Annotated in this window: 12 protein-coding genes; 2 read left to right on the forward strand and 10 right to left on the reverse strand. The window is 57.4% G+C overall.

Features of this window, described 5'->3' with window-relative positions; all coding sequences use genetic code 11:
• The 6 genes from CQ12_RS18200 to CQ12_RS18225 all read right to left on the reverse strand — a co-directional run bounded on the left by CQ12_RS18200 (window position 1) and on the right by CQ12_RS18225 (window position 5956).
• Entirely contained in the window at window positions 1-318 is a 318-nt protein-coding gene (locus CQ12_RS18200) for a PilZ domain-containing protein (RefSeq protein WP_057836683.1), read from the reverse strand.
• Window positions 319-1066: 748 nt separating this feature from the next.
• On the reverse strand, window positions 1067-1948 hold the full coding sequence (locus tag CQ12_RS18205; protein WP_057836684.1) for an FkbM family methyltransferase: 882 nt from the start codon (window positions 1946-1948) through the stop codon (window positions 1067-1069).
• 315 nt (window positions 1949-2263) lie between these two features.
• Window positions 2264-3553 (reverse strand): serine hydrolase domain-containing protein, encoded by a 1290-nt coding sequence (locus CQ12_RS18210; protein WP_157088300.1) that lies wholly within the window; start codon window positions 3551-3553, stop codon window positions 2264-2266.
• Window positions 3554-3814: 261 nt separating this feature from the next.
• Window positions 3815-4324: a cysteine hydrolase family protein gene (locus CQ12_RS18215; protein ID WP_157088301.1), complete on the reverse strand. Its 510-nt coding sequence runs from the start codon at window positions 4322-4324 to the stop codon at window positions 3815-3817.
• Window positions 4325-4400: 76 nt separating this feature from the next.
• On the reverse strand, window positions 4401-5039 hold the full coding sequence (locus CQ12_RS18220; protein WP_057836687.1) for an acyl-homoserine-lactone synthase: 639 nt from the start codon (window positions 5037-5039) through the stop codon (window positions 4401-4403).
• A gap of 185 nt (window positions 5040-5224) precedes the next feature.
• Window positions 5225-5956: an autoinducer binding domain-containing protein gene (locus CQ12_RS18225; protein WP_057836688.1), complete on the reverse strand. Its 732-nt coding sequence runs from the start codon at window positions 5954-5956 to the stop codon at window positions 5225-5227.
• Between the two features lie 420 nt (window positions 5957-6376).
• Between CQ12_RS18225 and CQ12_RS18230 the strand changes: the two genes are divergently transcribed.
• A complete protein-coding gene (locus CQ12_RS18230; RefSeq protein WP_057836689.1) occupies window positions 6377-7291 on the forward strand; it encodes a LysR substrate-binding domain-containing protein in 915 nt (304 codons plus the stop codon).
• A gap of 149 nt (window positions 7292-7440) precedes the next feature.
• On the opposite strand, the gene CQ12_RS18235 is transcribed toward CQ12_RS18230, so the two are convergent.
• Both CQ12_RS18235 and CQ12_RS18240 read right to left on the reverse strand, forming a co-directional pair.
• A complete protein-coding gene (locus CQ12_RS18235) occupies window positions 7441-9300 on the reverse strand; it encodes an MFS transporter (RefSeq protein ID WP_245309985.1) in 1860 nt (619 codons plus the stop codon).
• Window positions 9297-10187, reverse strand: a complete 891-nt coding sequence (locus CQ12_RS18240) for an alpha/beta fold hydrolase (RefSeq protein WP_245309986.1) — start codon at window positions 10185-10187, stop codon at window positions 9297-9299. Before CQ12_RS18240 ends, CQ12_RS18235 begins: the two co-directional genes overlap by 4 nt.
• Window positions 10188-11742: 1555 nt before the next feature.
• Between CQ12_RS18240 and CQ12_RS42425 the strand changes: the two genes are divergently transcribed.
• Window positions 11743-11994 (forward strand): hypothetical protein, encoded by a 252-nt coding sequence (locus CQ12_RS42425; protein WP_083519348.1) that lies wholly within the window; start codon window positions 11743-11745, stop codon window positions 11992-11994.
• A gap of 310 nt (window positions 11995-12304) precedes the next feature.
• Here the strand turns inward: CQ12_RS42425 and CQ12_RS18245 are convergent, their stop codons facing one another.
• Both CQ12_RS18245 and CQ12_RS45105 read right to left on the reverse strand, forming a co-directional pair.
• The gene (locus tag CQ12_RS18245) at window positions 12305-12712 is read right to left on the reverse strand and encodes a hypothetical protein (RefSeq protein WP_057836691.1); all 408 of its coding nucleotides are present in this window, start codon (window positions 12710-12712) and stop codon (window positions 12305-12307) included.
• A 683-nt stretch (window positions 12713-13395) separates the two neighbouring features.
• The gene (locus tag CQ12_RS45105; protein ID WP_057836692.1) at window positions 13396-14295 is read right to left on the reverse strand and encodes an AMP-binding protein; all 900 of its coding nucleotides are present in this window, start codon (window positions 14293-14295) and stop codon (window positions 13396-13398) included.
• Window positions 14296-14821: the final 526 nt, after the last annotated feature.

The following is a 14821-nucleotide window of genomic DNA, read 5'->3' on the forward strand; positions in this document are numbered from 1 at the left end:
TCAATCCGAGGCAGCGCCAGGCGGTGTGTAGGGGCGTGCGCGAAGAGTGCGACTCGTTATGAACGCGACGCCGACTTCCGACCCCTCCAACCGGATCAATTGGCACCGGCGGAAGACCAGGCCCGTAGTCGAAAGCAGCAGGAAAAATTGACGTGCCTTGAGGAGGTCGGGCGATCCGTCAATCCGAAGGCGGGCTCCTGTCTCTGAAATATCAATAAGAACGCAATCACGCCGCCACGTTCCATCGGCGGCCACCAGAGTCGCCCGATAGTCGTGCCCGAACTGAACGCGTTTGGCCTTTCGCCTGTTCCTGCTCATGAAGCCCAATACGCGTCCAATCGCGCCCCGAGACACCTGTTCTGAAAATCAGCGAACCCGGAGGCCGAACCGCTCCCCCTATGCGTACCGCGAGACCATCCCCTCACGCATTGCAATCCCGAGATAGCAGCGGTTATCAGCGTTACCGCCTGCGGAACACCGTGCGCATTTCGTCGAAAAGACCATTGAAAACGCTTGGCGCGCCGGACTGCCTATCAGAAGCCCAGTGGACCTGCTCTAACGCGCTTCCGCGTGTGACGGAACCATGGTTGAAGGCAGAATTTCGCGTAAAGAATGCGTATTTTTTCGAATAGTGAAGAGAATCTGCGTTCGCGGGCTAAGCGGCGCCTGAAGGAACTCGAGCGCTGAGACAAAAATATGATGTCGCTTACTACTCGTATTGCTTTTGCAGAGATTGTATGAGCTCTGCTGGGTCTTCGGCGCCAACCTGCGGACCGCCTATCTTCGATCATGCGCTGGCGCAACGGACTGATGGTCTGCTCGGTCATCGAAGCTCCTGTGTTGAGAGAGGTTGTCGAAACCCCTCAATCTCAAGACAGGACTCCCCGCCGCGCCATCAGCTTGACCGTGCCGCCAGTCGCAACGGCCTACCGCGCGAGCGGTTTAGTCCTTCCCAAAGAGGACTCGGACGCGCATCGACCTGCACGTCGACGCGCTATCGTAAACCATTCTTGCCGGGTGGAGAGGCCCGTTGAAAGACGCATATGAGCAATGAGTGAGGCAAGTGTCAGAGGCAGAAAATGTTCTCCTCAAAGCCAAGCGCATCACGATCGATCGGTCGCAAATGCGCGGCATCGAGGCAGCGGTAGCCGAACCCCTCCAGGCGTTCAATGATCCGTCTACCGTCCAGCGGCTTGGAACGGTCCAGGTCGGTGAGGACCTCGCAAAGGATCGGCACTTTCTGGCCGCTCTTTGCCAGCACGCTTTGCATGCCGTCGAATACCTCAGTTTCGAAGCCCTCGACGTCGATTTTGATCAGGCCGACGCGATCGAGGTCGATTTTCTGCTCGCGTGCATAATTGTCGAAGGCAATAACCTCAACGGTGAGACCTTCCGTGAGCTCGCTGGCATGGTCGAGAAAACCGGCGGCAAGTGAAGTCGACCCGATATTGATATCGTAATTGTCGAAATTCTCAGCGCATGGCGGGACGACGGCCATCGTGAAGGTGCCCGACCGCGCGCCGCAGGCAACCTGATTGGCGATAATCCGGTAACTGGAATTGAGCTCGGCGAGCCGACGAACAAAGGTGAAATATTGCGGCACCGGCTCGAAGGCGTGCACCTCGCCGCTCTGGCCCACGAGCGACAAGGAATAGGCCGACCAGTAGCCGCAATTGGCGCCGATATCGACGAAAGTCCTGCCAGGAGCCAGGCAGCGATTGAAGATGCGTTCGAGAAACATTTCGTGAGTACGAAAAAAGTCCTTCTTCATCATCCGATGCATGGACATGTCGATCTCGTACTGCACGCCGTCGAAATGCGTTCTAGCAAGGCCCGTCGGCGGTGTTCTGAACTGCTCGATCGCACGGCGGTGTACGATATTGGCAAGCTTCAGCGGATCGCTCGACGCGTATTTCAGAAGAAAGCGGGCAGTCTTCCGAGCAATCATGGTGGTCTCCCGGACATGATTTGCAAACGCGACGACAATCGTGCGCCCGACAGATTGACCAATCTGTGGCGTCAATCGTTCGAGCGTTTTGTTCTTTCGCCATAATTGCCGCACCGGCGACGTATCTGGTAACTCGTTGCCGTGCCGTTCATTTGCGACCCCCTCATCTCAAGACAGGACGTCCCGTTGCGCTATCTTCTTGGCTGTGTTGCCAGCCGCAGCGTCCTACCGCGCTAGCGGTCTAGTCCAATGACCAAAATCGGACGGCAAGTCGCCTCGCGGGAGCAGCCGATCCCTAGGCTGGGTATCGAACCTTCAATCGGCCCAATAGAACGCCTCCCGGATGAGGTTCGAGATCGGCCCGGAGCCGATAATCGCTGTCTGAGTCAAGACCAGGCCGACGACGCGGTTTGCCGGATCGATCCAAAACTGCGTGCCATAGATGCCGCCCCAACCATAGCTGCCGGCCGGAAGACGGCTCTTGGCCGCAGCCGGATCGGTCACTATCCCAAAACCCAGTGTGAAGCCCCAGCCCGGCCCACGAATCGTCCGCATATTGCCGGTCGCGTTCTGCGTCATTTGCCGGACCGTCTCCGGGCGGAGCACCCGCACTCCGTCGAGTTCGCCTTCGTTCAGTAGCATCTGCAGGAACCGCGCGTAGTCCCCGATGGTGCCGCTCATGCCGGCGCCGCCGGAGTTATAGGCGGTCTGAGCGAAGGCGCGGTTCGGGTCGAGATTGGCAGTGCCCTTGGTGAGCGGGAACGGCACAGCCTCAGGCCCCATCACAGGAACGTAGCCCGTACCGAGTGCGCCAGTGGCCTGTGCGGGCCGGGTCACCTGCACGAAGCTTGAACGGATGTTTTCAGGTACGTTGAACACAAAGCTCTGAATGCCCAGGGGCTTTGCAATCCGCTCGGTTACAAAAACTTCCAGGCTGGCTCCCGTCACTTTTTCGATGACGGCGCCAAGCACGTCAGTGGCGAGCGAGTATTCCCAGCCCGTACCAGGCTGATAGCCAAGCGGAACGGAAGCAAGGCGCTGCATCGCTTCAGCAGTGGTTACCTGGGGCTGGTCTAGCCCGTCGGTCACGCGCGCTTCGCGGTATGCATCGACGAGCCTGGGATTGTTGATGAAGTTGTAGGAGAACCCGGCGGTATGGGTCAGCAGCTCGCGGATCGTCGGAGCCCTGCTCGCGGGAACCTCGGCGCCTTCAGGCCCGCGCACCCGCAGGCTGGCGAACTCGGGGAGGAAACGGCTGACTGGATCATCCAAGCCAATCTTGCCCTGCTCGATAAGGATCATCGCAGCCACTGAGGTGACGGCCTTCGTCATTGAGGCGAGGCGGAACCTGTCGTTTTCGCCGATGGGCGCGGTACTCCCGACTTCGCGAACGCCGACGCTGCGGCTATAGACCGGGCGGCCGTCTTGCAGGACCAGCACTACGATACCCGGAGTGCTGCGGCCTTCGACCAACCCCTTAAGGGTTTCATCAAGCTTCGCGTTGCGCGTTTCGGGCGAAAAAGCCAGCGTCACCGCGGTGGGGCTGAGCGCGAAAGTTATTACTGCAGCCCAAAGCAGTCGGATGACAATACGACGTGAGATCACGGTGTCCCTCCGTAAACCTGTTTTGACGCGCCATTCTGCAGCTACTTGGGATCGGTAGCAACATCTCGGATGCCGTAGTCTTGGCGGTGCAGTTCCCCGAAGATCATCTGATGCGGGCGATCGACATTGCTCTCGTTCTGTCCTGACTTCGCAGCGAGCTTGCACCTTATTTTTCGTCCATGGACCGCCCGTCGATCGATCTAAAACTAATGATCCGGATGCTTGTCATGGGTACGTCTTCGCCCGAGGTTGAGGCTCGCCTTACGCCAAAAGCTGCTGAACCTTTTGCTTCAAGAGCGCATCGTCCAGACACACCGCCCACTCCAGCAGCATCTGTCGGACCGTAGTCGGCAAGACGCCGTGAAGCGCAAGTCGATCCAAAACGAGTGATCGGTCCGCGTCAACACGCGGCGCGATGAGGTCCGATAGCAAACGTACGTCATATCCCCGCTCGGTCGCCTGCAGTGCAGCAATAAAGATCTCCTCTTCGAGCCAACTTCCTCCGTAGAAAATGATACCGGTTTTGGCTGAAGCCAGACTGTCTGTGAACCGGCGATCCCGCCAAATGGAAAGGGCGTCGACGTCCAGCTGCATCATCGAGTGGACGAGTTCTTGACAAGCATCAATCTCAACTGGCTGGCATTCGCCGATGACTGTCGAAGCGACGGCGAACATTTCCAAGCCTCTCTGCAGTAATGAAAAACTGCTGTGACGCGCGGCAAGACCAGCCGAAGTGTGCGTCTCGCCGCGCGACAGATTGATCAATACCACCAGACTATGTCGTGGGTTTGCGAACATTTGCGCGTCAAATAGCCTTTGCTAGACTTTGCTCGCGAAGCGCGTGTGGTCAGGCGGCCGCGTTGAGAAGATCGGGTGAGAGAAGCACAGGACCGCTGATGTCGGCTCGTTCGTACATCCTGTGAAGCGCTTGTTCGGACGTGTCGAGAAAGCCGGCGACGGCCATGGTCGATCCGACCTGCTGTGGAGCAGCGATCCGTCTCAATGGCCAGCCCGCTCGCCGGAGAATGCGCTCCATACGCGTATCGGTTACTGTTACGATGCTTTCTGCGCTCGCGCCGCGTGCCGCCTCGATCATCGCGGAGAAGAGGATAAGCGTGGCGCGGTTGAGACTATTGGGGGCCTGCTCGGCGATAAGTCTGGTGTCGACGCAAAAGCGCGAGCTTTCGAGAATTCTTTCGTCGTGCGGCGCAAGGGTCCCGCCGAGCAGGACGGGAAAGGTGTCGGCCAACATGGTCGGTCCGATCGTTGGAAGCAGGCGAACCGAACCAACCGGCTCACCGCCGTCTGACATCAGAATGAGATAAGTCGGGCCGAGCGTGTCATACACATCGAGCTCGAATTCACCTGAGACGGACACGGACCAGTCGAGCCTGTCCTTGAAGACACGGCGCCGCAACCGATACATCGCCGCGAGCAACTCCCGATGACGGCCAAATTGAGGCGCGTGAAGTCCGAGGGCATGCATGCCAACCTCCTGAAACTATCAGGAAGTCAAGACCAGAAAGGAACTTTCTAATCGCCTGTTATATTTTACAGGTGAGTCTGGTTCAGCTCGATCACGCTAGACCTTTTTGGACGGGATACAAAAATAATGACCGGCGTGACAAGCGCCAGGTCTCTGCATCTCGCGAAATGGGAGGGTCTGGATGATTAGGACAACAAACCGCGTCGCAAGGCCTCGGCGACGCACTGGGCAATAGATGCTGCACCAAGCTTGCGGCGAGCGTTCTCAAGATGAAAGACTACAGTGCGCGGCGCAATCTGGACCAGCACCGCGATATCCGCGACGGTTTTTCCCTGTGCGGTCCATGCAAGGCATTGGCGCTCGCGCTGAGTGAGTTCGCTTCCGGCAAGTTGATCGGCGGAGGGTACGTCAAGTCTGGCGGCGACATGACTATGAAAATACAACCCGACGATATGTACGAGATCCTTCCAGTCGGCCACGAGCCGCTCCGGGCGAACGTCGCCGTCGTCCGTCGCCAGCGTAAATGCTGCCATCCGTCCAAATCCGACCCTGATCGGCACAGTGACGCCTGATCTAATGCCGAAGGTCGCCGCTTCATCGAAGAACCGGCGCTGCTCGCGGTTTCCGACCGGGGCCGAGCCCTCGCCTCCCCAACTGAACATTGCGCGCTCGACACGCGCGCGGCGCACCACAGGATCGAGCTGCTGATATCCAAGCTGGAAGTAACGGCTGGTCCAGGATTTGGGATAGGACGAAATCAACATCGGCGTGTCGCCGGTCAGTCGCAGATAGGCAAATCGCTGGAAGCCGAGTTCCTGTGTGAGACGTGTTGCGACACGCTCGAATTCAGCCGCGCTGCTTGCGGTTTGGATACTATCAATGAATTCCTGCAAGATGCATTCGACCACCGGGCTCATTCCGGCTCTACCATCTTGAACATAATAGCCGTACTGACCTCACGGCGCGTTTGGCAAGGGAGCTGCCGTGCGACCTCCCGACGGAAACAGACATGTCCACGATGCCGCACGGCCGAGCTCGAGGCGGCGCACAGGAAGGAGCTGCCCCTCGATGAGGTGGCACCGATCGATGGGGGGGCGAAGACCCATAGCGATAGCCCTCGAAAACCCCTGCAAACAGGTGAGTCCACCAAGCAGGCTGAATTGGCAATCCAATCCTCTCTATGTAAAAACCTGCACTGCAGCCTGACAGGCACGAGAGAATCCCTTACAATCCACGTTGATCCGTAAGGCCTTTCAATCGCCCGAATTAAGGGCGTTTTCGTCGTCTTTGAAAGTATGATTTTTTAACATGAATGTTAGGTAATCTAACATTAAACCATGCGCAAGATTCCACCTTTTACCACGATTCGTGCCTTTGAGGCGGTGTCCCGTCATGAAAGCGTCACGCAAGCTGCCACTGAACTGAATGTCAGCCACAGCGCCATCAGCCAACAGTTGCGCCTACTGGAAGGATATTTCTCCCGCAAATTGGTGCGGAGGGTTGGCAACCGCATCGAATTGACGCCTGCTGCGCGTTCTTATGCTCAAGATGTACGTAAGAGCCTCGAATTGTTGGCCGTTGCTTCGGAGGACTTTGCCAGCTCCGGCTCCGCACACCGCATACGTGTCAACGCTACGCCATCGTTTGCCATGCGATGGCTCATCCCCCGTATCGCGGCCTTTCAGAGACAGAATCCGCGCATCGATATTCGACTTGAAACGTCTAACACTGATGACTTCGAGTCGAGCGTCGACCAAAGTGACCTTGTCATCCGACGCTATCCTATGAAGAAGGCCGGACTAGCTTGCCGTCATCTTCTCGACGATGAAGCTGTGGCGGTCTGCTCTCCAGTGCTGCTGTCGGAATTGAAGATACGCCATGTAAAGGATTTGCTGCGATGCCCACTGCTGCACATGAAAAGCCGTATATCGGCTTGGCCGGACTGGTTCCGCAAGGCTGGTATAGATGTCGGTCAGACCCCACGAGGCCAAGTCTTTGACCACTTCTTCCTTTGCATAGAGGCAGCAATCAACGGCTATGGGATTGCTCTTGTGCCAGAGGCGCTCGTTTCGTTGGACATTGCAGAGCGGCGTCTTGGAACTCTTTTTCCTCAATCACGCATTATTGGCTCGGGATTCTACGGCCTATTCAACCCCTCAACGCGCGAAGCAAGAAGTGTTGAGCAGTTTATCGCATGGCTGACGCAAGAACGAAGTCGACTAACTCCACGTGAAGATGTTGACTGGACTTGAACGACCTTTGCCCATCGGCCGGCTAAATCGCCGAGCGCAATTGGCAACTTCACGGCAAAGCCGGTACGTCAGGTTGGAGAACGCCCACATTGGACTGTAGCCGTACGGGGATTCGGCAGTACCGCTTTCGTCCACATCTTACAGAGCTGCTAAGGCCAGCCCTTGCTCGATAGAGGCACGCGGATAATAAACCAGAACCATGCTCCGAACTGAACTGCAAGGTTCACTGCAAAGGCAGTCTGGTAAGCAACTTCCGGGTAGTGACCATGCTCAGGCGTCCAGTGCTGAACCACGAAGCCGATGAGAGACTGGACCACAAACGCGCAACCGATGTGAAAGACGTTGAGCGCCGCATTCGCGCGTCCAGCAAGCTCTTTGGGGAAAAAATCGGCCAAAGTCGCGCAGCTAAGGACGGTTGCGGCCCCGCCGGCAGCGACAATCATCCACGGAGCGGATGATGGCAGAGGGGCTCGCAGGATTACTGCAAGTTGGGCAACGAAGAACAGAATTGCGACCAAACCCAAGAGCGCCTGTGGACCTATCCCGTATCGCCGGAGTTTTTGAGCAGCAACCCCTAGCACCAGGGCGCCCACACTCGATGCGATTGCCATGGCAAAGAGATTGCCAATCAAGCCCGACCGGTCCAGGCCCTCCACATCCGAGAACCACTGCGCAGCCCACAATCCCTGTAGCGCCCAGGCCGTACCAATGCAGGTCGCAGATAGCGGCGCCAAACGCCAGAAGCGCGGATCTGTGTAGATCGTTCGCAGTCCAATGTTGGTCTCCTTCGCTGCCCATGAGCGCGTGGCCTTTGGCACGATAAGGAAAATTGCAAGCGCACTTCCAACCGAGGCGATGGCTAGAAGTTCAAACAAACCCCGCCAGCCGACCGAAACGAGCAGGTATTCGGCCGGCAATGTTGCCGTCACTCCGCCAAGGGCAGCCAGCATGACCATCAGGCCATTGAGCAATGGGACCTGCTCGGCCGGAAACCAGAGAACGACAGCTTTCAATCCGGCCATCAATGCTGCGGAAGCCCCAAGACCGATTAACGCCCTGCCGAGAAGAAGCAGCAAAACGTTGTCCGAGACCGCAAATAGCGCCGCGCCGGCGGCTGCCGCCAAAAGCACGGCACTCTGGATTTGCCGTGGACCGTATCGGTCCAACAGTATCCCGATAGGAATCTGGGCCGCCGCGAAGGTCAGGAAATAGATGGACGTCAGGAAACCAAGCTCATCGGCACCCAGACCAAACTCATAGGTCAGCGGTCCTGCTATCGTCGCATTGATGTTGCGAAAGAGAAAAGAAAGGTAGTAAGCAGCGACGAACGGCAAGAACACGCGCAAAATCAAAAGCCAATCTGCGCGGCAGCGCCGTGACTGCTGTCGCGCCGTCGTACGCCAGGGCAGCAAAGAGCGCGATACTGCGCCAAGGCTTGTTTGCTTCGCTCTTGTATTGGGTTCGTGCTCGCACCGTGCCTGTCCGGCAGAACGCGGAGTTCGTGATTTGTTGCCTGCGACAGTCGTAGCACCGCCCTTCAGCTCCGGGTGTGTTGAGCGCGTCAGCGCTTCTTGCCTCACTGGTTCTGTTGCAACATGCTCCGGATCAGTCGAATTCACCCGCTCGATTGTTTCCTTGATAAGGGACGTTCCTAGATCGACTCGCCTCGCCACCTGGGCAGCAAATTCGTCGAAGCGCGCGAGCCCGAGGGTACAGGCGTTAGGTTGGTCGGCAGCTGCAAGCGGGGGCGTGACGGCGAGGAGAAATCGAGCCTGAAGCGCAACAGTCTCGCTTACAATTCGCACATCTTGATGAAGCTGTTCGAGGTGCCGGTGGATGGCGCTCAGCCGGCAATCAACCGAGGGCTCATTCATGTCACGATCGGGGTCGAGGAAATGAGCGAGCGCAGCCTCAATGATCGCCGATTTGGTGGCTCCCGGACGTTGCGCGGCAACTGCGAGCCGCGCGGCGACGGGCTCGGAAAGATAGACACCGATGCAGGGCTTCATGGAAGCGCCCCGTCGAAAATCAATCGAGTGACTATTGACTTCTCATGGCTCGAGACGGACTGTTTCCGATGATCGAGATGACCCCAGCTCCCTCGCTCGACGGCCCTGAAGAAATCTTCAACCTGCGCGTTGAACGCCGCAGGCTCTTCGAGATTGATGGCATGGCCCGTATTGGGGCACACCCAAACGCCGGCTGCGGGAACCGTGGACTTAAGCATCAAGCTGGTTTCAAGGCATGCCTTATCTTCGTCGCCCACCGCGAGCAGTACCGGTACCAGGATCTGTGAAAATTGATCCCGGAAGTCGTACAAGGACGGTCGCATGGCTTGGCACTGGAGCAGAGTATTGGACATTCCGCGTGCAGAATGCTGCTTTAGCCGCTCCACAAACTCCTGCCAGCCCTTCGGGTCCTTTTGCTTCAGTCTAATGCGAGTGGAGTGGCCCGCCATTTTGTCGGCCAAGGCATCGATACCTCGTGCCGCCAATGTGCGCGCCAGAGCCGTCGTGCTTCTTGACCAACTTTCTCGATCCGACGCTGGAGATCCTAATCCTGCTCCGGCTGCAACGATCGCGCTGACCCCTTCGCGGTACCACAAACCAAATAGCAGAGCTGCATAGGCCCCCATGCTCGATCCAACCACATGGGCTCGACTGATCGATAGACCGCGCATAACGGCATCAATGTCGTGGACGGCGCACTCCCAACCGTATGCGGCTAGATCATCATGAACGTCGCTCGGTGGATATCCCCGCGCGTTGTAAGCGATACATCTATAGCTGCGCGAAAAATGACGGATTTGTGCTTCCCAGCTGTGCAGGTCCGATTCAAATTCATGAACGAAAATGATTGGATAGCCCCGGCCGTGTTCCTCGAAGTAGAGCTTCATTCCACCTGTCTCGATAAAGGGCATCGTCACCGCCGATCTTTTTGGAGCGTCGGCAAGACATGCCGCGCATCGGGTGGCGTTGTGGCTGAGCAGCGATAAAAAGGGAGGTGTCGATTATTTGCGATCTGTTTTCGACACGCACTGCCTTTCGTATGTCGCCGCGGGATGATGCTTTCCAATTGGGAGTTGTTTGGCTGCGGCGGAGGAATCGACCGTCGAAAGGCGAGATAGTGACACCTCAAGCCCGGCGCTGCTCTGACATCGAAGGTCGCATTGGGATTGACGTTGCACCAGTGCCGCGGCGCCTTTCACCTTGGGTAAACCGATGCAAGCTATCGGGCCTGAATGGCCTAAAAGCTTGCGTTCCTGGCATACATCTGACGCTAGCCGCAGGAGCCAAGCTTTAGCCGTTGTAAAGTCGCAGCCATCCGCAGCTTAAAGCGACGAGCGAGCAGGTTCAGTCAGACCTATAGGGGGGCTGGAAGAACGTGCCCCATGGGCTACATGCTTTCAAGAGATGGGTCCTGAATTAGGGTACCCGTGCCGCCGCATCAAATGAAGGTGGCATTGCTGTCCTTTTGGTCCACATTGCCCAATACCGGCCGCCGATGCCAAGGCTGAAATTCTTAGTAATGATGTAAGATATAATTCCTTCCGCCAGGACACCCTCGCCACGAGGAACACAGGGGTATCGACGACGTCGCCGTAAATTGACGGACCGTAGGGATCACTAAACGAAGTCAGCCCGGAGCCCCCGCCGATGTGGCCACCGATATATCCTCCGGTCCAGCGCTACAGTGCCGGTGGGGCTTTTACTGCCGGCTCGAGATCCGCCGAGTTGACAGCCCCGCTTGTAACGACCGCAGCTGTTGCGACCCCCAAAAGAGAAGTCCAGATCGCATATCACCTCACGAACACACAACGCGCGCCATGTTGCAACGGGCCGAATGGCCGTGCCGAATGGCCGACGTTCTTGGTGCCGCTTCCACGCCATTTGTGGTGTGCAGGATCTACGCCAGCTGATGCGACGCGCCTTGGCTGCGGGTTTTTCGGGAGCGCTGTCGTCTTTGGAACAAGACCGGTGGTTGTTGAAACAAACCGCGCGTCTGATGTCGAACACAAGGCGCATGCTGCACGCCGGTACGCCCGGCCGATTAGAATAGGTGAACTCTTGTGAAGAGGTTCGTCTCTTCCTTCGGGCTCGCACAATCGTGCAATTAAACTATTGCGTTGAGCTAGCCGTGTACCACCACGCCCTTTCGCCGTAAGAACAACTGAAATCAATGTGCCTGATCGATCGCTGACCATCCTTTCGGCGACACGCGTAAAGGGCTTATTACCGAAGAAGTCGCGCAATGGCTTCCACATCGACCTTCGCTCATCCGCGAAAATCCTTATTTTTGGTACGTTACGTACGAAAGTGATGTACTACAGCCACATGTGACGTGTCGCGCAGAAACATACTCTTAAAACGATCTCAGGATTACCTATCTATGAAGAAACCGTAGTGCACGCGGAGGCCAACCTTGAACCCGTTCCGAATGCGAGTCTACGGATGATCAGCGAAGATTTGGCAGCCATGCGCACCCATCGCAACCGCATCCACTACTATCGCCGTTTGCTTGAAGCCCAGCTGACTGAGCCTGAGCGCGAATATTTCGAGACACGACTTTCTGAAGAGCGTTGTGGGTTCGAGGATCTAAAGGCCGCTATCTTTCCCCTAGTTTTCACAATGTCAGACCCCTTGCGAGGATGTGACCACGCTGCAGACGATGCTGCAGGCCATCGAGGCGCCGGTCATGGTTGACGATCGCATGGCGCCTGATCGTCCTAAAAAAGAATCGCAAGCGTCGACACGCTCTAATTGATGATCGGCACGCTAATATCGCTCGGCAGATGCAGCTGATAGCGGTGTCCTCGAAGCTCGCCGTACCGGGAATCTTCCGACGAACATAGCGAAGTTCTTGACCCTTGCACGTAGTCACGAGGTTTCCAACCTTCGGTCGTGATGATCTTCGATCATGCTTCGGTAGATGCCGAATGACACGCGAAAGATTATGAGTTGGGGCAAGGAAGATCGGGCGACCCGCCTAAGTGACCTCTATGATACGAATTGATCACCGGGAGCGCTTCGGCAGTTTCGAGAGTTTCTTAGGATCGAACTTTGACATCGGCCCGCTCGGCTCCGCCGCAGGCGGGTGTTGTTCGCTGAAAATAAGCGTTCCCTCAAAGAGCACTCCTGGAAACTGCTTCGCTGTCCCAACACAGGTGGCAATTCTCCCGGCGCACTTTCCCACGAGATTCAGCTCTAGTTCTTGATCGTTGCCGAAGACCGTTGGCTGCCCGTCAGTGTGCCGTCTTGTCGTGACGGTCGCGGTAAATCGATCTCCATCGATTTCGCAATGGCCGCTGTAGGCCATGACACTATCACGTCCCCAGATTTTGCCGTCTGCCACGTGGGCGATGCCGGTATCTTGGCCGAGCGGGGTCCTGAACCATGCCGCATAAGTGCCGTCTTTAAGCAATGGGGAACCCTCTCCTCGGTGTTCACAAGGCCAGATGATCGGCACGGTTAGCGCTAAGACTTCGTTAATCCCGCGTCCGTACGAGCCCGGTGCAGGCTCATCAGTACGGATCAACGAAGATAAGAACCGACGTCTATCAGAAGAACGACGCTTGCGATGACGAGCGCAGAGAAACACGTTCCCGGATCATGCGGCGCGAAAGCCCGGCTGCCAGTTAAGACAGCCGGGGAAAGAAAATATACATTTTGATGAAATGCCGTCGTCATACGGCGATATAAGCAGGAACACTATCCGGGCGAATACGGCCCCGAAAGGCAAGCGTTTGCATTTTGTTATTTGGCAACGCTTTGGCGCGCACGCTTTCTCGCAGTAGCGTTGGCTCCCGTACGCGCATCGTGTGCCGAAAATGGAATGCCGCGGATCTTCACCTGATCGTCGTTGCGGCCCAAACGCCGTCCGAAAAATAGCGCGCAAGATCCCCGGCCCGGTACATCCGCGCGCCGGGCTCGCCGCTGAACGGATCGGCCACAACCGCTCGGCCGTCAGCTCGGGTCGGTTCAGAGAGCCACGCGCGACCGCCGCGCCTCCAATGTAAGGCTCCCCAACGGAACGGGCTCACCATGAACGTCAAGCAGGTAAGTCCGCGTGTTTGAGAACGAACGGCCAATAGGAGGCAACTGGGGTCAGCGTGATGGGTCGGCCGCGAGACGGTCCTCCGTGACTACGCGGGTTTCTGCGGGCCCATCCTGATTTATCAAGCTCACCCTCGGGTGCACTTCTAAAAAGGACCTGAGCATTGGGGTGGTCCGCAATAGCTCACCCGCTGTATGGATCTCTCTCAAAGAGGGCAACAGCACTCCTTGCTCGCCCCATACCTCCGCAAAATGTTTCAACGCTCCGAATGGGAGGAAAAGCCGTTCTATCGCTTCAGTCCACAGAAATTCTAGCAGTCCGGTGAAATCCGCACGGGTCGTTTCCCGCACGAGCACGAGCACGCCACCGTCATTCCAGCAACTGAATAATTCCTGGAATGAGACGTCGAAGTTCAGCGTCATGAGCTGAAGTGTGCGTCGCTTTGGCGCTCCCAACTCTGGCCGGGACCAGACCACATTCAAAAACGTGCTGTGAGACATTTCGACGCTGTTCGGCGTGCCGGTTGATCCTGAGGTGTAGATCACATAGGCGAGATGGCGCGAGGTCAGGCCGAGAGTGCGCGGATCCGGATCCGACGACGGCAGGTTTGTCCAACTCGGCCTCGTCGTGTCGAGATCGACCACCGTCACATCGACCAGCGTATCGGAGCCAAGCGCGGATCGTCCCGCAGCATCGGCCAGCAACAGCCGCGGCGCCGCATCCACAAGAACCTGTCGCAGCCGCACGGACGGATAGGCCGGATCCAGCGGCAGATACGCGCCACCCGCCTTCATGATCGCCAGCAGCCCGACCAATACCGCCGGACTGCGCTCCAAGCAGATCGCGACAGGCTGATCCGGCCTCACCCCCAGCGCGATCAGATGATACGCCAGCCGGTTCGCCCGTGCATTGAGCTCGCCATAGCTCAGGCGCGCGTCCTCGTAGACCACTGCTACCGCGTCCGGCGCCTTGCGCGCCTGGACCTCAAACAGCTCATGGATGCACCGTTCCGAAGGATAGGCGCCGTCATCCGGTTCAGCTCCTCAGCAGATACGCGCGCTCATCGGACGATCGCGGCCCAATTCGTCGCAGGCGGCTGCGCATCGGCGACCACGGCATACAGCAACGCTTGCAAATGCTGTGTAACACGGTCGATCCTTGAGTGCGACGCGACTTGCATTCAAAGTGCAATCGAAAGCCCCCTCCAGGGCGCAAACCTCAAACATTAGCAAATCACCGAACAGGACTGCCTCAGAATTCAGGTTCGAAGCTAGGTCGTTAACTGCAGAACAGACATTCGCCTTGACTGCAATGCCAATCGGCCAGGGTCCGCACGATTGCAGCACCTCCATACGCCGCAACGTTGGGCACGGAGTGCCAAACCGCGATCGTCCTAACGGATCCATGACCATGTCCTAGCAATCTGCGTGCCGCCGACGACGTTGTGCGAGCTGCTTTAAGAGAGGCAAGCACGTG

The organism is Bradyrhizobium jicamae (assembly GCF_001440395.1).
Taxonomy (GTDB): Bacteria; Pseudomonadota; Alphaproteobacteria; order Rhizobiales; family Xanthobacteraceae; genus Bradyrhizobium; species Bradyrhizobium jicamae.